19 protein-coding genes are annotated in these 19,921 nt (G+C 67.0%); 15 read left to right on the top strand and 4 right to left on the bottom strand.

The features are described 5' to 3' along the window. The first annotated feature begins 13 nt into the window (after positions 1–13). The 13 genes from ACH0AE_RS04070 (at position 14) to ACH0AE_RS04010 (ending at position 13,928) form a co-directional block, all read left to right on the top strand. Positions 14–1,258, top strand: coding sequence for a flagellar hook protein FlgE (locus ACH0AE_RS04070; protein WP_294442343.1), 1,245 nt, complete (start codon positions 14–16; stop codon positions 1,256–1,258). Between the two features lie 71 nt (positions 1,259–1,329). After that, positions 1,330–2,082 (top strand): flagellar basal body rod protein FlgF, encoded by a 753-nt coding sequence (locus tag ACH0AE_RS04065; RefSeq protein WP_294442344.1) that lies wholly within the window; start codon positions 1,330–1,332, stop codon positions 2,080–2,082. 30 nt (positions 2,083–2,112) lie between these two features. Then, positions 2,113–2,901, top strand: a complete 789-nt coding sequence (gene flgG / locus ACH0AE_RS04060; RefSeq protein ID WP_294442345.1) for a flagellar basal-body rod protein FlgG — start codon at positions 2,113–2,115, stop codon at positions 2,899–2,901. A 13-nt stretch (positions 2,902–2,914) separates the two neighbouring features. Continuing rightward, on the top strand, positions 2,915–3,601 hold the full coding sequence (locus ACH0AE_RS04055) for a flagellar basal body L-ring protein FlgH (protein WP_294442346.1): 687 nt from the start codon (positions 2,915–2,917) through the stop codon (positions 3,599–3,601). Between the two features lie 57 nt (positions 3,602–3,658). Continuing rightward, positions 3,659–4,765 carry a flagellar basal body P-ring protein FlgI gene (locus ACH0AE_RS04050; protein ID WP_294442363.1) on the top strand — a complete coding sequence of 369 codons (1,107 nt, stop codon included), beginning with the start codon at positions 3,659–3,661 and terminating at the stop codon, positions 4,763–4,765. After that, positions 4,762–5,157: a rod-binding protein gene (locus ACH0AE_RS04045; RefSeq protein ID WP_294442347.1), complete on the top strand. Its 396-nt coding sequence runs from the start codon at positions 4,762–4,764 to the stop codon at positions 5,155–5,157. The genes ACH0AE_RS04050 and ACH0AE_RS04045 overlap by 4 nt, the downstream gene beginning before the upstream one ends. Before the next feature lie 14 nt (positions 5,158–5,171). Continuing rightward, positions 5,172–6,509, top strand: a complete 1,338-nt coding sequence (gene flgK, locus ACH0AE_RS04040; protein ID WP_294442348.1) for a flagellar hook-associated protein FlgK — start codon at positions 5,172–5,174, stop codon at positions 6,507–6,509. Next, positions 6,509–7,402 carry a flagellin gene (locus ACH0AE_RS04035; protein ID WP_294442349.1) on the top strand — a complete coding sequence of 298 codons (894 nt, stop codon included), beginning with the start codon at positions 6,509–6,511 and terminating at the stop codon, positions 7,400–7,402. The genes flgK and ACH0AE_RS04035 overlap by 1 nt, the downstream gene beginning before the upstream one ends. A gap of 100 nt (positions 7,403–7,502) precedes the next feature. Next, positions 7,503–8,366, top strand: a complete 864-nt coding sequence (motA, locus tag ACH0AE_RS04030; RefSeq protein ID WP_294442350.1) for a flagellar motor stator protein MotA — start codon at positions 7,503–7,505, stop codon at positions 8,364–8,366. A gap of 3 nt (positions 8,367–8,369) precedes the next feature. Then, positions 8,370–9,275, top strand: coding sequence for a flagellar motor protein MotB (locus ACH0AE_RS04025; RefSeq protein ID WP_294442351.1), 906 nt, complete (start codon positions 8,370–8,372; stop codon positions 9,273–9,275). 256 nt (positions 9,276–9,531) lie between these two features. Beyond that, entirely contained in the window at positions 9,532–10,830 is a 1,299-nt protein-coding gene (locus ACH0AE_RS04020) for a TolC family protein (RefSeq protein ID WP_294442352.1), read from the top strand. Further along, positions 10,827–12,554: a type I secretion system permease/ATPase gene (locus tag ACH0AE_RS04015; protein ID WP_294442353.1), complete on the top strand. Its 1,728-nt coding sequence runs from the start codon at positions 10,827–10,829 to the stop codon at positions 12,552–12,554. Before ACH0AE_RS04020 ends, ACH0AE_RS04015 begins: the two co-directional genes overlap by 4 nt. Positions 12,555–12,557: 3 nt before the next feature. Then, positions 12,558–13,928, top strand: a complete 1,371-nt coding sequence (locus ACH0AE_RS04010) for an HlyD family type I secretion periplasmic adaptor subunit (RefSeq protein WP_294442354.1) — start codon at positions 12,558–12,560, stop codon at positions 13,926–13,928. Positions 13,929–13,956: 28 nt separating this feature from the next. Here the strand turns inward: ACH0AE_RS04010 and ACH0AE_RS04005 are convergent, their stop codons facing one another. The 3 genes from ACH0AE_RS04005 to ACH0AE_RS03995 form a co-directional block, all read right to left on the bottom strand. Continuing rightward, entirely contained in the window at positions 13,957–15,123 is a 1,167-nt protein-coding gene (locus ACH0AE_RS04005) for an acyltransferase (protein ID WP_294442355.1), read from the bottom strand. A 39-nt stretch (positions 15,124–15,162) separates the two neighbouring features. Then, complete coding sequence (locus ACH0AE_RS04000) at positions 15,163–16,326, bottom strand: acyltransferase family protein (RefSeq protein WP_294442356.1); 1,164 nt, start codon at positions 16,324–16,326, stop codon at positions 15,163–15,165. Between the two features lie 71 nt (positions 16,327–16,397). After that, positions 16,398–16,919: a DUF1993 family protein gene (locus ACH0AE_RS03995; protein WP_294442357.1), complete on the bottom strand. Its 522-nt coding sequence runs from the start codon at positions 16,917–16,919 to the stop codon at positions 16,398–16,400. Between the two features lie 70 nt (positions 16,920–16,989). Here ACH0AE_RS03995 and ispG point away from each other — a divergent pair, with 70 nt between their 5' ends. Further along, positions 16,990–18,114: a flavodoxin-dependent (E)-4-hydroxy-3-methylbut-2-enyl-diphosphate synthase gene (ispG, locus tag ACH0AE_RS03990; protein ID WP_406875463.1), complete on the top strand. Its 1,125-nt coding sequence runs from the start codon at positions 16,990–16,992 to the stop codon at positions 18,112–18,114. A gap of 38 nt (positions 18,115–18,152) precedes the next feature. On the opposite strand, the gene ACH0AE_RS03985 is transcribed toward ispG, so the two are convergent. Then, positions 18,153–18,869, bottom strand: a complete 717-nt coding sequence (locus ACH0AE_RS03985; RefSeq protein WP_406875462.1) for an IclR family transcriptional regulator — start codon at positions 18,867–18,869, stop codon at positions 18,153–18,155. A 123-nt stretch (positions 18,870–18,992) separates the two neighbouring features. On the opposite strand from ACH0AE_RS03985, the gene ACH0AE_RS03980 reads away from it, so the two are divergent. Continuing rightward, the gene (locus ACH0AE_RS03980; RefSeq protein ID WP_294444054.1) at positions 18,993–19,910 is read left to right on the top strand and encodes an SDR family NAD(P)-dependent oxidoreductase; all 918 of its coding nucleotides are present in this window, start codon (positions 18,993–18,995) and stop codon (positions 19,908–19,910) included. The last annotated feature ends 11 nt before the right edge of the window (positions 19,911–19,921 follow it).

The following is a 19,921-nucleotide window of genomic DNA, read 5'->3' as shown; positions in this document are numbered from 1 at the left end:
AGGAGCTTCCCTCATGTCCTTCTACACTTCGCTTTCCGGCCTCCAGGCTGCGCAGACCGACATGTCGACCATCTCGCACAACCTCGCCAACGTCTCGACCAACGGCTTCAAGAAGAGCCGCAGCGAATTCACCGACATCATGGCATCGAACTTCACCAGCGATCCGCGCCGCCTGACCGGCTCGGGCGCCGCGCTGGCGCAGAACAAGCAGATGTTCGGCGCGGGCAGCCTGGTGACGACCGGCTCGTCGCTCGACCTCGCGATCGCCGGTGACGGCTTCTTCCCGGTCAAGACGACCGCGCCCGGCGGCACCACCATCGCCTACACCCGCAACGGCAGCTTCGGCGTCGATCCCAACCGCTTCATCACCGATGCGCAGGGCAGCCGCCTGCAGGCCTATGCGGTCGAGACGGACGGCACCGTGCCCGGCGCCGGCACGCTGATCGACGTGCGCGTTCCCGACAGCAGCGGCCCGGCGATCGCGACCAGCAAGCTGTCGCTGAAGGCCAATCTGAACGCCGGCGCCGCCGCGTCGGACGTCGAGTTCAACCGTACCAATCCGGCCAGCTACGGCAGCGCGACCACCACCACCATCTATGACGCGGCCGGCAATCCGCAGACGCTGACCAACTATTTCGTGCGCAAGGCACCGGCCGATGCGACCAGCACCGCGAGCGAATGGACCGTCCACAGCTTCGTCGGCGACGTCGAACTGAACGAGGGCGGCACCGACATCGCCTTTGATTCGAGCGGCAATCTGCTGGGCAGCGGCACCTTCTCGCTCGCCTTCCCCGACGCTGGCGACGCGACCCGCGCGCCGATCAGCTTCGACCTGACCGGCACCACCGCCGGAAAGCAGCCGTTCAGCGTCGCTTCGCGCGCGCAGAACGGCGCCGCGCCCGGCGAATTCGCCGGCATCACCGTCGACAACAGCGGCATCATCACCGCCAGCTATTCCAACGGCGACGCGGTGAAGCTGGGCAAGGTCGCACTGGCGAACTTCGTCAACCCGACGGGCCTGCGCCAGACCGGCGGGCAATATTGGAGCGCGAGCGGTCTTTCCGGCACGGCAACGATGGGCGCCGCGAACGAGAACGGCTTCGGCAAGCTGATGTCGGGCACGATCGAGGGATCGAACGTCGACATTACCGAGGAGCTGGTCGAGCTGATCGCTGCGCAACGCAACTTCCAGGCGAACGCCAAGGCGCTCGATACCTCCAGCCAGATCTCGCAGACGATCTTCAACATCCGCGCGTGATTCTGGCCTGACTCTTGCTGTGTTCCGTTTGCGCTTCGGCGTGGACGGAACACCTTTGGATCGATCGAACCATGGACAAGCTGGTCTATACGGCGGCGACGGGCCTCAAGGCGCACATGGCGGCGCAGGCCGCCATCGCCAACAACATGGCAAATGCCTCCACGACCGGCTTTCGTGCCGATCGCGTGGTGTTCGACCGGATCGAACTGAAGGGCGGCGGCGCACGCTTCGATGCGCGCGCGCCGGCCGCGCAGGAAGTCACCGATGCCGACCGCAGCGTCGGCGCGATGATCCAGACGAGTCGCAATCTCGACGTGGCGCTGACCGATGCCGACACCTGGCTGACGGTACAGGCGCCCGACGGCACCGAAGCCTATACGCGCCGCGGCGACTTGACCGTCACCGCATCGGGCACGTTGCAGACGGGCGACGGTTACCTGGTGATGGGGTCGGGGGGCCCCATCACCATTCCGCCGTACAATTCGCTCTCGATCGGCTCCGACGGCTCGATCTCGATCGTGCCGCAGGGCGGCGACGCCACCGACGTCACCGTGATCGACAAGCTGAAGCTGGTGTCGGACCGCGGCTCGTCGACGGTGAAGGGCCTCGACAATCTGATGCACGTGCGCGGCGGCGGCGTGCTGCCCGAGAACATGGACGCCAAGATCGCGTCCGGCACGCTCGAACAAAGTAACGTCAACATGACCCAAGTGCTCGTCGACATGATCGAGAACCAGCGCAGCTACGAGGTCCAGGCGAACCTGCTGAAGGAAGCCAAGACCATGGACGAAGGCGCCGCCTCCGTCATGCGGATGCCCGGCTAAGCCCCGCGCGCGATTAGAAGGAATTAGACCATGACCACCGCCGCCATGCACATCGCGCGCACCGGGCTCGACGCCCAGGATACGCGCATGCGGGTGATCTCGAACAACCTCGCGAACGTGAATACCACCGGGTACAAGCGTGATCGCGCCGCGTTCGAGACGCTGAGCTATCAGGTGATCACCGCGCCCGGCGCGCAGTCGACGCAGGAAACGAAGTACGCGACCGGCCTGAACCTGGGCACGGGCGTTCGCGTACAAAGCACGGCGCGGATTGACACGCAGGGCTCGCTCGCCACCACCGGCAACAGCCTCGACATGGCGCTGGACGGCGACGGCTATTTCCAGGTGCAATTGCCCGGCGGGCAGCTCGGCTACACCCGCGCCGGCAATTTCTCGCGCTCGCCCGAAGGCCTGCTGGTCACCTCCGAGGGGTATCAGGTGATGCCGGGCATCAACGTGCCCGAGAATGCCACCGCGATCACCATCGGCATGGACGGCACGGTGTCAGCGACGATCCCCGGCCAAGCGGAATCATCCAACCTCGGTCAGATCCAGGTCGCCAGCTTCCCCAACACCGCCGGGCTCCAGTCGATCGGCGACAATTACCTCGTCGAAACCGCCGCGTCGGGCACCGCCAACATGGGCGTTCCCGGTGAGGACGGCCGCGGCAAGGTCCGCCAGGGCATGCTGGAGGCGTCCAACGTCAACGTCGTCGAGGAACTCGTCGACATGATCGAGACGCAGCGCGCCTATGAGGTCAATTCCAAGATGATCTCGGCCACCGACGAAATGCTCAAATACGTCAATCAGAACATCTGAGGACTGACCGGCCATGACGTCCCGCACGCTCCCGCTCGCCGCCGCGCTGTGCAGCGCCGCGCTCCTCGCCGCGCCCGCGCACGCTGGCCTGTTCGGCAAGAAGGCGCCGGCGGAGGATTTCACCGCCGTCCATCCCCTCCCCGTCGCCTCGGCGCCGGCGCCGGCGACCGGCGCGATTTTCCAGGCGGCGGACGGCTATGCCGCACTCCACGAGGGCTGGCGCGCGCGCCGCGTCGGCGACCCGCTGACGATCGTCCTGGTGGAACGCACCGCAGCGTCCAAGTCGTCGACGTCGAAGCTCGACTCCGGCGGCGGCTTCGGCATCACCCCGCCGACCACCGGCCCGCTCAACCTGTTCAACACCAGCGACGCCAGCGTCAGCGGCAATCGCAACTTCAACGGTACCGGCACCGCCGGCCAGGCCAATTCGCTGTCGGGCGAAATCTCGGTCACCGTGGCGCAGGTCTATCCCAACGGCACCATGCTGGTGCAGGGGCAGAAGCGCGTGACGCTGAACCGCGGCGACGAATTCATCCAGATCAAGGGGCTGGTGCGCACCGCCGACGTCGACCGCGACAATCGCGTGGCGTCGACGCGCGTCGCCGATGCCCAGATCGCCTATACCGGCAAAGGCGATGTCGCACGCGCCGGGCGGCAGGGCTGGCTCAGCCGGTTCTTCCAGGTCGTCAGCCCGTTCTGACCGCCGCCATTTAGCGCCGAATTAACCACGCCTGCCCCAGAAGCGAGCATCATGACCATGTTCCGCACCCTTCTCGCCCTCCCTGCGCTGCTGATCGCGGCGCTGTGCGTTGCGGCGCCCGCCTCGGCCGACCGGATCAAGGATCTCGGCGGGTTCCAGGGCATCCGGTCGAACCAGCTCACCGGCTATGGCGTGGTCGTCGGCCTGCCCGGCACGGGCGACGACAATCTCGAATATACCGTGCAATCGATGAAGGCGGTCGCCTCGCGCTTCGGCCTGCAACTGCCGCCCAATGCGAATCAGGGGCTGAAGAACGCCGCGGTCGTGATGATCACGGCCGAGCTTCCCGCCTTTGCGAAGCCCGGCCAGCGGATCGACATCACCGTCTCCTCGATGGGCAAGGCGAAAAGCTTGCGCGGCGGCAGCCTGATCATGGCGCCGCTGCTCGGTGCCGATGGCCAGATCTACGCCATGGCGCAGGGCAACCTCGCCGTCGGCGGGCTCGGCGCGGAGGGCAAGGACGGGTCGCAGATCGTCGTCAACACGCCCTCGACCGGCCGCATCCCCGAAGGCGCCACGGTGGAGCGCGCGGTTGCGACCGGCTTTGCCGATTCGCCCAACCTCACCTTCAATCTCCAGCGCGCGGATTTCACCACCGCGCAGAATGTCGCCGCGGCGATCAACCAGCGTCTCGGCTTCGGCGTGGCGCAGGCGGTCGACGCCGTGTCGGTCGCGGTGCGCGCACCGGTCGGTGCCGACGTGCGCGCGACGCTGATGTCGACGATTGAGAACCTCGACGTCGTCTCGGCAGAGCCGCCCGCCAAGGTCATCGTCAACGCCCGCTCCGGCACGGTCGTCATCAATTCCGCGGTGCGCGTCGGCCCCGCCGCCGTGACGCACGGCAAGCTGACGGTGCGGATCGACGAGAATCAGCGCATCAGCCAGCCCGCGCCGTTCAGCCAGGGCCAGACCGCGCGGGAGCAGAAATCGGGTGTTGCGGTGGATGAGGAGCATCGCCCGATGTTCCTCCTCGCCCCCGGCCCCAAGCTCGCCGACATCGTCAAGGCCGTGAACGCGATCGGCGCTTCGCCGGCAGACCTCGTCGCCATCCTCGAGGCGCTGAAAGAAGCCGGCGCACTCAAGGCCGAGTTGATCGTCCTGTGAGCGGGCCGACGCAGATTGCCGCCGCCCCGATCGGCCGCATTTCCGGAACCACCGGCATCGACTCGGGCCTGAAGCGTGAGGCTTCCAGCGAAAACCTGAAGGCCGCCGGGGAGCAGTTCGAGGCGGTGTTCACCGGCATGATGCTGAAATCGATGCGCGCGGCAAAGCTTGCCGAGCCATTGTTCGACAGCCAGGCGATCGACACCTTCCGCGACATGCAGGACCAGAAAATGGTGCAGCAGATGGCGCAGCACACGCCGCTCGGCATCGGCAAGGCGATGGCCGAATTCCTGTCGCGTGGCCTTTCCGCCACAAGCGCCGAAAATCAGAACGTCGGCCAAAAAGATGCGGAACCAACGCCTGCGCCTCAACCCCGCCTTAACTACGACTGATCCACAAGGCCCGCGTGAGCGACCTTCTTTCCATCGGCGCATCGGGCGTCCGCGCGAATCAGACCGCCCTTGGCGTGGTGTCGGAGAACATCGCCAATGCCGGGGTCACGGGCTATTCGCGCCGGACGATCACGACGACGGAGATCAGCAGCGCGTCGGGCACGACGGGCCGCGCGACCGGCCACGGCGTCTTCGTCACTGGCGTCACCCGCGCCGCTGACCAGTTCAAGGCCGCCGCCGTGCGCACCGCCGGTGCCGACCTCGCGCGCACCCAGGCTGGCGGCGTGTGGATGGACCGGATCCAGTCCTCGTTGACCGGCGCCGGGCTTGAAGGGCGGCTCACCGCCTTCTTCAACGCCGCAAAGGGCGTTGCCGCCGACCCCACTGCCACCGCGCCGCGCGCGGTGATGCTGGAACAGGCGAATGCCGTCGCCGCCTCCTTCACCGCCACCGGCGTAGCGCTCGCCAATGCCATGGCGGAGCTCGATGCGACCGCCGACGGCGCGGTCGCTGATCTCAACAGCCTGTCGGCCGCGCTCGCCAAGGTGAATGACGGGCTGAGCCGCGTCACGCCCAACACCAACGCCGCCGTGAATCTCGCCGACCAGCGCGACGCCCTCCTCGAAGAGATGAGCGGCCTGGTCGACATCACCGCCAGCTATGACGCGGCCGGCCGCGCCACCGTGCGCGCCGGCGGCGGTACCGGCACGACGCTCGTCAGTGGGAACCAGGTCGCGACCGTCAGCTACGCGCGCAATGCGCAAGGCGCGGTCGCCTTTGCCGTCACCAACGGCGACACCGTATCAGTGGTGTCGCCTCAGGGCGGCGCGCTGGGCGGGATCGTTGATGGTGCGCAGCGCATCGCGGGCGCGCGGATCGAGCTCGCCGAACTCGCCACCCAATTCGTCGATGGCGTCAATGCGGTGCAGGCGGGCGGTCGCACGCTCGACAATGGCGCCGGTGCGCCGATGTTCGCTGTCGGCGCCTCTCCCACCGATATCACCATGACGATGACCGACCCGCGCGAGATCGCCGCGGCGGCACCGGATGAGGGGACCCGCGGCAACGGCAATCTCGCCGCGCTCGAAACGCTGCGCGACAATGCGCGCTTCGAAGGCACGATCGGCAACATGGTCGCGACCAACGCCGCCGCGATTCAGGCACGCGGCGTCGTCGCCGATGCGCAAAGCGCGATCCATGACGGCGCGATCGCCGCGCGCGACACGATCTCGGGCGTCGATCTCGATCGCGAGGCGGTCGACCTCTTGCGCTTCCAGCAAGCCTATCAGGCGTCGAGCCGCGTCATCTCGATCGCCCGCGACACGTTCCAGACGTTGCTGGATATCCGCTGATGAGCGTCAATCTCTCCACCAACCTGTTCTACAACCGCTCGACCGCATCGATGCAGAAATTGCAGGCGGATTTCGACCGGCTCAACGAACAGGTCGCGACCGGCAAGAAGCTGCTCGCTCCGTCGGACGACAGCGTGGGCTATCAGCGGCTGCAGGTGATCAACCGCGCCAACGCCGATGGCACGCAGGACGCCGCCAATGTGAAGCTCGCCCAGGCGACGCTGCAGCAGGCCGGCACCAACCTCTCCTCGATGACCGAGCGGCTGCAGCGTGCGTCCGAACTGGTGATCCAGGCTCGCAACGGCACCAACTCCCCCGCCGCCAAGCAAGTGATCGCGACCGAGCTCGACAGCATCATGGAATCGATCGTCGCGCTGGCGAACGGCAAGGATGCCCGTGGTCTGCCGCTGTTCGGCGGCAAGGACGACGGTACGGCCGTCGCGACGGGTGCCGCCGGCGCGCTGACCTTTGCCGATGGCGAGGCGGCGGCGATCCCGATCGGCGACGGCCAGAGTGTCGAGGTGACCGTCAACGCCCGCGAATTCCTGGCGGTGAAGGACGGCGACGACCTCGGCACCGCCATGGCCGCGATCATCGCCGCGCTGCGCGCCGACGAACCGATCCCCGACAGCGCGGTCGATACGCTTGGCACGATCGGTGATCAGGTCACGGCGATGCAGACGTCGCTCGGCGCACGTGAGGTGCGCGTCGACCTGCAGCTCGCCCAGCTCAAGACCAGCGCCGACGACCGCGAACTCGCCCGCGCCGAGATCGAGGATGCCGACCCGACCGAGACGATCGTCCAGCTGCAAAAGACCATGACGATCCTGCAAGCGACGCAGGCGAGCTTCTCCAAGCTCTCCAGCCTGTCGGTGTTCGACTATCTGCGCTGAGGCCGGCCGCCCGCCTCCGCGGGAGGCACTTTTTGCGGTAAAGAAATCGCCCGGCCGGTCGTTTTACAGATAGCACCTTATGTAGCGTCCGGGGATAAAGATGTTCGCCGCCATCGGCCTTGTTGTTCTTATCGCCATGGTCTTCGGCGGCTTTGCCTTCACGGGCGGATCGCTGGGCCCGGTGCTCCACGCCCTGCCGCACGAGATGCTGATCATCGGCGGCGCCGCTGCCGGCGCGCTGATCATCGGCAATTCGGGCAAGGAGCTGAAGGCAGTCGGCGGCGGCCTCGCCAAGGTGTTCAAGGGCCCGAAGTACAAGAAGCAGGATTATCTCGACGTCATCTTCCTCGTGTCGAAGCTGATGAAGATGCTGCGCATGGAAGGCCCGATCGCGCTGGAGCCGCATGTCGAGGATCCCAAATCCTCCGCGATCTTCGCCGAATATCCCCGCCTGCTGGCCGATCACACGCTGGTCAATCTGGTGTCCGACACGCTGCGCCTGGTGGTCGTCTCCTCCGGCACGCTCGACGTGCACGCGGTCGAGGAAGTGATGGATAACGCCATCAAGACCCACCATCACGAGGTGGAGGGGCCGCACACCACGCTGACCTCGCTCGCCGATGCGCTCCCCGCGCTCGGCATCGTCGCCGCCGTGCTGGGCGTGGTGAAGACGATGGGCTCGATCGATCAGCCGCCAACCGTGCTCGGCGGCATGATTGGCTCCGCGCTCGTCGGCACGTTCCTTGGCGTGCTGCTCGCTTATGGCATCGTCAGCCCGCTCGCCTCGCGGCTGAAGCAGGTGATCGATGCCGATGCGGCGATCTATCACGTGGTGAAGCAGATCATCATCGCCTCGCTCCACGGCCATCCGCAGCCGCTGGTGATTGAGGCCGCGCGCTCGGGCATCGCCCACACCAACCAGCCCGGCTTTGCCGAGGTGTTCGACGGCCTGCGGGGCAAGTAAGCCATGGCCGCGCGCGCACCCCATGGCAGCAACCAGCCGCCCAAGATCATCGTCAAGAAGGTCTATGTCGAAGGGCATGGCGGCCATCACGGCGGCGCCTGGAAGGTCGCTTATGCCGATTTCGTCACCGCGATGATGGCGTTCTTTCTCCTGATGTGGCTGCTCGGCGCCACTACGGAGAAACAGCGCAAGGGCATCGCCGACTATTTCGCGCCGACGGTCATCAACACCCGCTCCCTCGGCGTGGGCGGCACCGGACTGCTTGGCGGCGAATCGGCGACCTCACAGCAACAGACCGGCCCATACGAGGGTAATTCACGTATGCCCACGATCGTCTCGCGCGCCGATGGTGCCGGCGGGCCTGACATGGGAACCGGCAAGAAGGGATCACTGCGCAGTCCGACGTCAGTTGCTGCGGAGGACAAGCGCAACTTCGCCAAGCTCAAGCAGCAGGTCGAACAGCAGCTGAAGGAGCGAAAATCGCTCGCCGCGCTCGCCAAGCACATCCGCTTCACGATGACGCCCGCCGGCATGCGCATCGATCTGGTCGACGACGCCAATTACTCGATGTTCGCGCTCGGCACGACGACGCTCGAAAGTGATGCCTCAGCGCTGATCGGCATGGTGGCCGAAGGGATCCGCGCCACGCAGAATCCGATCATGATCCGCGGCCATACGGACAGCCTTCCCTATGGCGATCCGCGCGCGATGAACAATTGGATGCTGGCCACCGGCCGCGCCGAGGCGACTAGGCGGCGGCTGGCGCTTGGCGGCATTCCGGAAAGCCGCTTCCATCGCATCGAAGGTGTCGCGGATCGTGAACCGATGATTGCCGCCGATCCCGGCGATCCACGTAATCGGCGTGTCGCTATTACCCTTCTCTATAGAACCGGTGTGTTCGGCCAGTAACGTAACCATCCCGGATGCATATCTTCTCGTAACACGGGCGGGGGGCTGCCACGGCGCGGAATAGAGCATTTGCTTGTCCGCGGGGGGCGCCGTGTTTTTGTTCCCGGTTGTTGGGTGCAGAGGTGTGTTGTGCGCCGCTACCACAGGGTTCGCGGTGGCGGGGCTTGCTGTGCCCGTCGCCGCACAGACTGCCGCTCGATCTTTCAATAACGCGCCGCGCGCGACCCCGCTGCTGCCCGCGCACAGCGGGGATCCGATGCGGATCCGCGCCACCGATGATCCGCTGATCGCGCTCCTGCGCACCACCGCGCCGACTGCACTGATGCAGCAGATCGTCGCGGAGACGATCGCCCGTGCCCCGGAGGCGACTGAGGCGGAGGCGACCCGCGACGAGGCCGGCGCCGCCCTCGGTGAAGCCAAGGCGGCACGTCGCCCGACGGTCGATCTCACCATCACCAGCTATAAGGTGCTGTCGCGCAACTTCGGCAACAACATCGAGAACGTGATCGAGGAGGCGCGCCCCGGCCACCGCACCGATCAGTTGCTCAATGTCGATCAGCTACTGCTCGACGGGGGCAGCACCAACGCCCGGATCGGCGCCGCCCGCGATCGGCTGCGCGCAGCGGAGACGGACATTCTCGGCGCGCAGGACCGCATCGCGCTGCAGACGCTCGCCTCCTGGTACGACGTCTTCACCTATCGTTCGCTTGTCGCCCTCTCCACCGCCTTTGCCGCCAGCCAGCGTGAGCTGCGCGTGATGGTGCAGGAGAGGATCCGGCGCGGAGTCTCGGCAGAGGCGGATATCGCGCGGGTCGACAGCTATATCGCTTCGGCCGACGCGCGGCTTGCCCGCTTCCGACGGATCGAGGCGCAGGCGACCGCGCGCTTCCAGTCGCTCACCGGCACGCCGCCCCCGCTCGGGCTGGCCCGCGCGCCGTTCGTCGGCCAGGCTGCCGTCAGCAAGGATCTTGCTGTCGCACAGGCGGTGGACGTGCCGGCGGTGCGCTCAGCCCGCTCGCTGGCGGAGGCGTCACGCAACGATGCCAGGGCGGCGCGTGCCGATCGTCTGCCCACTCTCTCCGCCGGCCTCGATACCGGCCGCTACGGCATCTACGAAACGCCGCGCGATTATGACGTGCGCGCCCGCCTCACGTTGCGCCAACGTTTGTGGGGCGGTGTCGAGGAACGTGCGCAACAGGCGCAGGCCCGCGCCCGCGCAACCGAGGCACGCGCCGATCGGGTCTCGATCGAGGCCGCGCGTGACGCTGAAATCGCCTGGTCCGATGTTCAGGCGCTCGAAGAGCAGCGCACCGCGCTGGAGGCGACCTATATCGCCAGCCGCCGCTCCCGCGATTCCATCGCCGAGCGCTTCCGCGTCGCGTCGGGCACCCTGTTCGACGTGATTGGCGCGGAGGACAGCTATTTCGAGACGGCCGTCGGCTATCTCCAGGCCGTCACCGAGCTCGACGCCTCCCGCTACGTTCTGCTTTCCAAGACCGGGCAGTTGCTCCCGACACTTGGCATCACCGATCCAGTCCAAGGACGCCAGCCATGAGCGATTTCACGCTCGTTCCCGAACCGAAGAAGCGCTTTGCCGCCTGGCTGCTCGAGCCGATGCTTGAAAACCGGCAGACCTATTTCAAGGTCGCCGCCGCCGCAGTGCTGATCAACATCTTCGGCCTCGTCACGTCGCTGTTCTCGATGGTCGTCTACGATCGCGTCATCCCGAACAACGCCATGTCCAGCCTGGTCGCGCTGTCGATCGGCTTCGGCATCGTCATCATCTTCGATTTTCTCCTGAAGATGCTGCGTTCCTATTTCGTCGACGTAGCCGGGGCGGACATTGATTACGAGGTGGGCAAACGGGTCTTCGCGAAGCTGCTGGCGATCCGGCTCGATCACAAACAGGGCTCCACCGGCGCGCTCGCCGGCATGATGCGCGAGCTGGAGGCGCTGCGCGATTTCTTCGCCTCGGCCACCATGTCCGCGCTGGTCGATCTGCCGTTCCTGCTCCTCACCGTGATCGTCATCTGGATCATCGGCGGCAAGCTGGTGATCGTCCTCCTCGTCATCATTCCACTCGTCCTTCTCACCGCCTGGGCCACCAACCCGGCACTTGAGCGGCTCACCGCGCAGACGATGCGCGAAGGGCTGTCGAAGCAGGCGGTGCTGGTCGAGACGATCGGCGGGCTGGAGACGGTGAAGGCATCGGGCGCCGGGCCGATGCTGTCGCGCCGCTGGCTCACCGCCGTTCGGCAGCAATCCGAATCCTCGCTGCGCCAGCGGCTCATCTCCGCCATTGCGATTACGGTCGCGGGGTCGGCCAGCACGGTCAGCTATGCCGCGGTGGTAATCGTCGGCGTGAACCTCATCGCCGCGCGCGAACTCACCTCGGGTGGCCTCATCGCCTGCTCGTTGCTGTCGGGCCGCGCCATTGCGCCGCTCACCACCATCTCGCAGCTGCTCGGCCGCCTCTCTGCCACGCGCACAGCCTATCGCCAGATCAATGCGATGATGGAGCAACCGAGCGAGGGGCCAGCGGGCGAGCCGCTCAAGCTCGCGCGGATTGCCGGCCGAATCGAGTTCCGCAACGTGTCCTTCCGCTATCCCGGCGCGTCGGAGCCGGCGCTGCAGGGGATCTCCTTTACGATCCAGCCGGGCGAGCGCGTCGCGCTGCTCGGCCGGGTGGGTTCGGGCAAGTCGACGATCACCCGGCTGATCCTCGGCCTCTATCCGCCCGCCGACGGGCTGGTGATGATCGACGGCACGGACCTGCGCCAGATCGATCCTGCTACGCTCCGCGCTCAGATGGGGGTCGCCATGCAGGACAGCGTTCTGATGACGGGCTCCGTGCGCGAGAACATCAGCCTCGGCCGCTCCGGGGTCGACGATGCGGAGGTGCTGCGCGCCGCCGAGCTTTCCGGCACGCACCAGTTCATGGGGCAGCTCGCCAACGGCTATGATCTGAAACTGGCCGATCGCGGTGAGGGCCTGTCGGGCGGTCAGCGGCAGTCGATCGCCATTGCCCGTGCGCTAGCCGGGCGCCCGTCGATGCTGGTATTCGACGAGCCCTCCGCCAGCATGGACGCGCAAACCGAACAGGCGCTGATCGACCGTTTGCAAGGCGAGGTGCAGGGCCGAACGATGGTGCTCGTCACGCATCGCCAGCCGCTGCTTCAGCTCGTCCAGCGAGTCATCGTCATGGATCGCGGCAAGATCGTCATGGATGGTCCGCGCGATCAGGTGATGCAGCAGCTTACCCGACCCAAGGTGGCCTGAGCCATGTCCCAAGCAGCTATTCCGCACGCTACTGCCGCAGCCGCCGCACCGGTCGAACTGGCATCGGCCGATCATCCCAGTCAGCTTGAGGAGTTCGCCGCGCGCATCAAGCCGCGCCAGGCATCCAGCGTGCTTCTGTGGGCGATCCTCGCCTTCTTCGTCATCTTCGTCATCTGGGCGTCCTGGGCGACGCTCGATCGCACCGTGCGCGGCAATGGCCGCGTGATCGCCAGCTCGCAGCTTCAGGTCGTCTCCAACCTCGAAGGCGGCATCGTGAAGGAGATATTGGTTCGGACCGGCCAGGTCGTGCGCGCCGGCCAGCCGCTCGTCCGTCTCGATCCCACCGCTATGGGCGGCGAACTCGGCTCTGGCGAAGCGCAGACTGGCGCGCTCCTCGCCAAGATCGCCCGCCTGAAGGCCGAGGTGCTCGGCCGCGAGCCGGTCTATCCGCCGGCCACCAACGCCGTGGTCGCCGAGCAGATCGAGATCGAGAAGGCGCTCCACGCCGCGCGGATGCAGGAGCTCGCCGGCATCACCGGCACCTATGCCGCGCGCGGCGTTCAGGCCAGCCGCGCCGTGGCGGAAGCGCAATCTTCGCTCGCCGCCAAGCAGAGCGCGCGGGAGGCGCGCGAGGTGGAATATGCCACCATCAAGCCGCTGGTCGAAAAGGGTATCGAGCCGCGCCTGTCGCTCACCCAGTCGAGCAGCGCCGCCGCCGTCGCCGCCAGCGAAGCCGCGCAGGCAGCGGCCGCTCTGGCACGCTCGCAGGCGGGCGTCGCGGAGGCACAGGCTAGCCTCGCCCAGGCACGGCAGGATTGGCGCGCCCAAGCGGCGGACGAGCTTGCCCGCGCCCAGGCCGATCTCTCCGCACGCGCCTCGACCATCCCGGCGCTCGCCGCCCGGCTCGAGCGGACGACCGTTCGCGCGCCGCTCGCCGGCCGGATCAACCGCGTGATCGTCACCACGGTCGGGGCCGCCGTCGCCCCCGGCGCGCCGATCGTCGAGCTGTCGCCAAGCCGCGATACGTTGCTGGTCGAGGCACGGGTGATGCCGCAGGATATCGCCCGCGTGCGCACCGGGCAGCATGCGCGGATCAACATCACTGCCTATGACAGTGCCATCTACGGCTGGATCGATGGCAAGGTGGAATCGATCTCGCCCGACGCAATCGTCGATGAGCGCACGCAGATGAGCTATTACAACGTCTTCGTGCGGACCGACACGAAAGGGCTGCTCGATCGCCGCACCGGCAAGCTGCTCCCGATCGGCACCGGCATGACGGCGGAGGTCAATCTGCTCGGCGATCCGCGCACCGTCATGCAATACATCCTGACGCCGATCACCCGCCTGTCGGAACGCGCCTTCCGCGAGTGACAGCGCGCCCGCCCCGCCCCTCGCCGCGTCAGATGATCGCGGGGCGGGGCGGCACAGCGGCGCTGGCCCGGTGCAGCCGCAGGCCGATCAACGGGCGCAGCCACATCACTTCGCGTCCGGCAAGGTAGAAGGCCCAGCATCCCGCCACCGTCGCCGCGACCAGGATCGCGAACTCCGCGCCGCCGGAAAGCCCCAGCGGCATCAGCCAGTAAGCGACGACGACGATGATCGTCTGGTGGATGATGTAGAAGGGGAATACCGCCTCGGTCAGCATCGGCCGCCAGCGGTGGTCGCGGTTCCAATAAGTCTCCGCGACGCCAATCAGCGCGGCGATCGTCATCCAGCCCTGCACCCCGCGCGCCAGGCTGAAGATCGTGCCAAACGGCCGCGGCGTCACGCGGTAGCCGGCAAAGACGATCTGGATCGCCGCCACCGTTAGGAACGCCAGCAGGGCGGCCAATGCCGCCACCTTCCACCAGCGCGCGAAGGTGGCGATCATCCGCTCGCTGCCGGCCATGGCGTATCCCAGCGCGAACATCGGGAAATAGGTCGCATGCGCCACCCAGTCCCCGATCATCTCATGCGTCTCGCGCGCACCCGGGAACAACACGCCGCTGACCAGCATCAGCCACGCCATGGGCAGGATCAGCGCGCCGACGCCGCCGAACAACCGCTCGAACCCCCGCTGCGCCGCTGCTCGTACCCCGCGTGGGGTGATCGCCAGCACCGCCGTGAAGACCAACGTGTAAACCCACAGATAGGCGACGAACCACAGGTGGTTCCACGTCGGCAGCGCGATGCCGTCGACGCGGCGGAACACGAAATAATCGTGGCTCCAGAACGCCAGGAAGCCGCCCGCCCAGCCATGCTGGGTCACCAGTTCGACCCATGGCTGCGGCGGCACGATCACTGCCATGCCGAAGATCAGCGGGATCAGCAGCCGCGCGGTGCGATTGCGTACGAACGGCCATGGCCCCGGATGCCGCACGCACAGCGCCCGGCTGGCATAGCCAGACACCAGGAACAGCAGCGACAATCGCCACGGGTTGGACAGCATCATCGGGATGGTCACCCATTGCTCCGTCGCCAGCTTGGCGTGAAAGCCCCAGGGCACGAAGACCATGCCGATATGGTAGAGGATAAGGATCGCGAACGCCCCGATGCGGAGCCAGTCCAGACCATAATGCCGCTGCATCGCCGGGCTCGTAGCAGGTTCGCTTAAGGGCGGATACCGCTAGGCCAGGCGCCGCGCCGGCCGGGGTTTCGCCGGCGCAAGACCGATCAGCGGCCGCAGCCACGCGACATCGCGCCCGATGACGTAACAGGCAGCACAAGCGGCGGCGGTCGCGCTCAACAGGAAGACGAAGCCGGCACCCGCGCTCAGCCCCCATGTGGACGCGGCCCAGGCGAGCACCACCAGGACGGGGTGATGGATCAGATACGCCGGGAATACCGCTTCCGCGAGCGGCACGCGTACCGGGTTATCCCGGTTCAGCACCACGTCTGCCAGCCGCAGCAGCGCGACGATCACGCCCCAGGCCATGGCAAGCCGCGCCGCGCGATCCGCCGCCATCAGCGCATGCCCCGGCACGTCGGCCCCCTGGTAATGCAGCTCCACCAAGATCACGAGCAGCGAACAGGCCGCCGCGATGACGAGCGCGCCCGCCCAGTGCCGCCCGATCGCACGCCACAGCATCGCCGAGCCGCCCAGCGCGAAGCCGAAAAGGAACAGCGGCAGGTATCCCGCATGTCCCGCCCAATCGGTCGTCAGCCCCTGAGTTTCCGGCACCACGAACATCAGCGCGATCTTCGCGCCGGCCAGCGCCAGCATCGGCACCCAGATCATCCGGCGCCCTACCGTCAGCCGCTCGAACCACCCCTGGATTCGCCCGGCATCCACTCTGGCCAGCAGCGCACTGAGCACCATGGTGTACGCCCATAGGTACACCACGAACCACATATGCTCCCACTGCGGGAAACTGCGGCCGTAATGCGCCAGGGGGCTCCAGTAACCGCCCAGCCAATAGGTCGCGAGGCCATCAGGATCGCCGGCCAGCCGCACCCGCACCCAAAGCTCCGGCGGCAGCAGCACCAGCATGGCGAACGCGAGCGGCACCAGCAGGCGCAGGCTGCGCTGCTGCGCGAACGCGCCGATGCTCGGCATGCGGGCGATCAGCCGCCGCGTCGCAAAGCCCGATACGACAAACAGCAACGGTATCCGCCACGGCGTCAGCAGCGCCATCGGCACGATCAGCGACGGGAACGTCTCGGGCCATTTCACCACCCACGGCCATGGCGCGAACACCATCGCCACATGGTAGACGATCAGCAGCCCGAACGCACCAATCCGCAGCCAATCGAGACCATAGTGGCGCGTGTCGGGTACAGGGTCGTTCATTGGCGGCCGCTATAGCGCCACCGATGATGACAAAACATTGCTGAAATCGATGCTTGCCGTCGCGGCGCGCGTCACCGCTTGATGCGCAGCGCCCCCAGGAAGTCTCGCTTGCCCAGCTTCACGCCCTGCGCCCGCAGGATCCCGTATGCGGTCGTGGCGTGGAAGTAGAAATTGGGCTGCGAGAAGGAGAGCAGGAACTGCGCGCCGGTGAACGGCATGCGGAGCTCGCCCATCGAAAATTGCGTGTCACGGTCAGCCAGTGCGTCGAACTCGGCACGATCCACGCCCTTCAGCGTCTCGATCGCATCCCGCATCCGCTGGTGCAGCCCGGCGAAGTCGGTCGGCCATGCCGCCAGGCTTGGCGAGAAATTGCCGCTCTTCACGCCTTCGATCCCGCCGATCGAATGCTCCGCCACCGATTTGATCTGGTATCCGAACGGCAGCATGTCCGGCGCCAGCCGCGCATCGATCAGCGCCTCCGGGGTCATGCCCTTCTCGGCCGCGAACGCTTCCGCCTTGTCGATCAGCCCATCCACCGCGCCCAGGATCTGGAGGTTCGACGGCACCACGGCGTCGTACAGCGAAAACGTCATCATCCTGCCCTTTGTTTCGTTTATTGGTGCAAGGCGCTATATCGCTGCCAAAGCCGTTAGGAAGCCTTTCATGTCCCTCCGCCCCTGGCGCGATATCCAGCGCCGCCAATGCCGCCAGATCATGGTCGGCAATGTCCCCGTCGGTGGCGACGCGCCGGTGACGGTTCAGACGATGACCAACACGCCGACCGCCGATGCGCGCGCGACGATCGATCAGATCCGCCGTTGCGAGGATGCGGGCGTCGACATCATCCGCGTCAGCTGCCCGGATACCGATTCGACCTCGGCGCTGCCGCAGATCGTGCGCGCAGCCCGCGTGCCGATCGTGGCCGATATCCACTTCCACTATAAGCGCGCGCTCGAGGCGGCGGACGCCGGGGCCGCGTGCCTGCGCATCAACCCGGGCAACATCGGCTCGGCGGATCGCGTCAACGAAGTCGTCAACGCCGCCAAGGCGAACGGCTGCGCGATCCGCATCGGCGTCAACGCCGGGAGCCTCGAGAAGGACCTGCTCGAAAAATACGGCGAGCCCTGCCCCGAGGCTTTGGTCGAAAGCGCGCTCGATCACATCAAGCTGCTGCAGGACCGCGATTTCCACGAATTCAAGGTGGCGGTGAAGGCGTCCGACGTGTTCCTCGCCGTCGCGGCCTATCAGCAGCTCGCCGAGGCGGTGGATTGCCCGCTGCACCTCGGCATCACCGAGGCGGGCGGCTTCGTCGGCGGCACGGTGAAGAGCGCGATCGGCATCGGCTCGCTGCTGTGGTTCGGCATCGGCGACACGATCCGCGTCTCGCTCTCCGCGGAGCCGGAAGAGGAAGTGCGAGTCGGCTTCGAGATCCTGAAGTCGCTCGGCATCCGCAATCGCGGTGTCCGCGTAGTCAGCTGCCCCAGCTGCGCGCGCCAGGGCTTCGACGTGATCCGCACCGTACAGGCGCTGGAGGAACGGCTCCAGCACATCCGCACGCCCATGTCGCTCTCGGTGCTCGGCTGCGTCGTTAACGGCCCGGGCGAGGCGCGCGAGACGGACATCGGCATCACCGGCGGCGGCAACGGCAAGCACATGGTGTATCTGTCGGGCGTCACCGATCACCACGTGCAGGACGCGGGCATGATCGACCATATCGTGAAGCTGGTCGAAGCGAAGGCAGCGGAGATCGAGGCAGTCGAGGCCGCCAGCAAGGTCGCGGCCGCCTGACCTCCGTCTAGTTCCTGGCACTCTGGCGCGGCGGCACCTCAGCCCCGCGCCAGTTGCGCCGCCAGTTCCTGCAACGCCGCACCGACCGCCGCATCTGTGTGGCGTGCGGCATCGGCGAAGAAGGATACCGATAGGCACAAGGCCGGGTCCGTGCGCGGCACCGCGACGGCGATCGATCGCACGCCGGCATGGCCGTAGCGATCATCGACGGCATAGCCCGCCTGCGCGGCGTCGCTCACCTGCTGCAGGTAGAGGGCAAATTCCAGCGGCCGCTCCCAGCGAACCGCGGTGAAGCGCGTCTCCAGCCGCGCTGGATCCACGCCTTGCGCCGCCGCCAGCGCACGCCCAGTCGCGCCGCCGCCGATCGGCTGGCGCTGCCCCACCTGCATGTGGATCCGCGTTGCCGCCCCGCTTTCTCCCAGGGCGATCAGCTGCAGTCGCTCGCGCGGCACGACGCACCATAGCCCCACCGGCGCGTCCAGCGTGCGGGCGAGCCGGTCGAGCTGCGGCTGGGCAAGTGCGATCATCCGCGCCTGCGGATCGGCCCAGCGCGCCGCGCCCTCGCGCCACGCCGGAGCCAGCGCATATCGCTTGCTCGCCGCGGCGATCAGCACCCGCTCCGCCACCAGCGTCCTGAGCAGTGCGAGGCACGACGAGGGGCTGAGCGAACAGGCGCGCGCGATCTCTGAAAGGGTGCGCGCCTCGCCATCCGCTAGCAGGCGCAGGATCGCAAAGGCGTGGCTCACCGATCTCACCTGCGCATCCATCACGCCTTCATTATCTTTCAGTATTCTGAAAAACAATGCGGCGGCCTGAAAGAAGCGCGGTTGAAATCGGCCGCCCGCTGCGATAGCGCGAAGCGCAACAAGGAGAGCGGAATGGCGGGTATTCTCGAGGGCAAGGTCGTCGCGGTCACGGGCGCCGGGCGCGGCATCGGGCGCGAGATCGCCCTGCTCTGCGCCCGTGAAGGCGCGTCGGTCGTGATCAACGATCCGGGCGTCGGCGGTGGCGGCGAAGGGGGCGAATCGGGCCCCGCCGAACAGACTGCGTCGGACATTATCGCCGCCGGCGGCAAGGCCGTCGCCAATCTCGCCAGCGTCGCCGATCCCGCCGCAGCCGCCACGATCGTCGAGGATGCTGTGAAGCATTTCGGCCGCATCGACGCGGTGGTGAACAACGCCGGCATCCTGCGCGATTCGATCTGGCATAAGATGAGCCATGAGGATTGGCGCGCGGTGATCGACGTTCACCTCAACGGCGCGTTCAACGTCTCCAAGGCCGCCACGCCCTATTTCCGCGAGCAGCAGTCCGGCAGCTTCGTCCACTTCACCTCGACCAGCGGCCTCATCGGCAACATCGGCCAGGCGAATTACTCCGCCGCCAAGGCCGGCATCATCGGCCTGTCGCAGTCGATCGCGCTCGACATGGCGCGCGCCGGCGTCCGCTCGAACTGCATTGCGCCGTTCGCGTGGAGCCGCATGACCGCCTCGATCCCGGCCGAAACTCCCGAAGCCAAGGAGCGTGTCGCCCGCCTCCAGACGATGAGCGCCGACAAGATCGCGCCACTGGTCGCGTTCCTCGCCTCCGATCTGTCGAAGGACGTCAGCAACCAGATCTTCGCGGTGCGCAAGAACGAGATCGTGCTCTTCTCCAAGCCGCGCCCGATCCGCTCGATGACGAAGCTGGAAGGCTGGACGCCGCAGTCGATCGCCGACGAGCTGATCCCCTCCTTCCGCCCGAGCTTCGCCCGCGCCGACGAAGTCTCCGCCCACGTCTTCCCCTACGATCCGATCTGAGGCCACTGCCC

The sequence above is a fragment of the Sphingomonas sp. 179-A 2A2 NHS genome (assembly GCF_045371305.1).
Classification (GTDB): Bacteria; Pseudomonadota; Alphaproteobacteria; order Sphingomonadales; family Sphingomonadaceae; genus Sphingomonas.
This window is presented reverse-complemented; position numbering and strand designations above follow the sequence as displayed.

Coding starts and splice junctions, on each gene's coding strand:
- ACH0AE_RS04070 (WP_294442343.1), top strand. CDS start 14: ATGTCCTTCTACACTTCGCTTTCCGGCCTCCAGGCTGCGCAGACCGAC.
- ACH0AE_RS04065 (WP_294442344.1), top strand. CDS start 1,330: ATGGACAAGCTGGTCTATACGGCGGCGACGGGCCTCAAGGCGCACATG.
- flgG (WP_294442345.1), top strand. CDS start 2,113: ATGACCACCGCCGCCATGCACATCGCGCGCACCGGGCTCGACGCCCAG.
- ACH0AE_RS04055 (WP_294442346.1), top strand. CDS start 2,915: ATGACGTCCCGCACGCTCCCGCTCGCCGCCGCGCTGTGCAGCGCCGCG.
- ACH0AE_RS04050 (WP_294442363.1), top strand. CDS start 3,659: ATGTTCCGCACCCTTCTCGCCCTCCCTGCGCTGCTGATCGCGGCGCTG.
- ACH0AE_RS04035 (WP_294442349.1), top strand. CDS start 6,509: ATGAGCGTCAATCTCTCCACCAACCTGTTCTACAACCGCTCGACCGCA.
- motA (WP_294442350.1), top strand. CDS start 7,503: ATGTTCGCCGCCATCGGCCTTGTTGTTCTTATCGCCATGGTCTTCGGC.
- ACH0AE_RS04025 (WP_294442351.1), top strand. CDS start 8,370: ATGGCCGCGCGCGCACCCCATGGCAGCAACCAGCCGCCCAAGATCATC.
- ACH0AE_RS04020 (WP_294442352.1), top strand. CDS start 9,532: ATGCGGATCCGCGCCACCGATGATCCGCTGATCGCGCTCCTGCGCACC.
- ACH0AE_RS04015 (WP_294442353.1), top strand. CDS start 10,827: ATGAGCGATTTCACGCTCGTTCCCGAACCGAAGAAGCGCTTTGCCGCC.
- ACH0AE_RS04010 (WP_294442354.1), top strand. CDS start 12,558: ATGTCCCAAGCAGCTATTCCGCACGCTACTGCCGCAGCCGCCGCACCG.
- ACH0AE_RS04005 (WP_294442355.1), bottom strand. CDS start 15,123: ATGCAGCGGCATTATGGTCTGGACTGGCTCCGCATCGGGGCGTTCGCG.
- ACH0AE_RS04000 (WP_294442356.1), bottom strand. CDS start 16,326: ATGAACGACCCTGTACCCGACACGCGCCACTATGGTCTCGATTGGCTG.
- ACH0AE_RS03995 (WP_294442357.1), bottom strand. CDS start 16,919: ATGACGTTTTCGCTGTACGACGCCGTGGTGCCGTCGAACCTCCAGATC.
- ispG (WP_406875463.1), top strand. CDS start 16,990: ATGTCCCTCCGCCCCTGGCGCGATATCCAGCGCCGCCAATGCCGCCAG.
- ACH0AE_RS03980 (WP_294444054.1), top strand. CDS start 18,993: ATGGCGGGTATTCTCGAGGGCAAGGTCGTCGCGGTCACGGGCGCCGGG.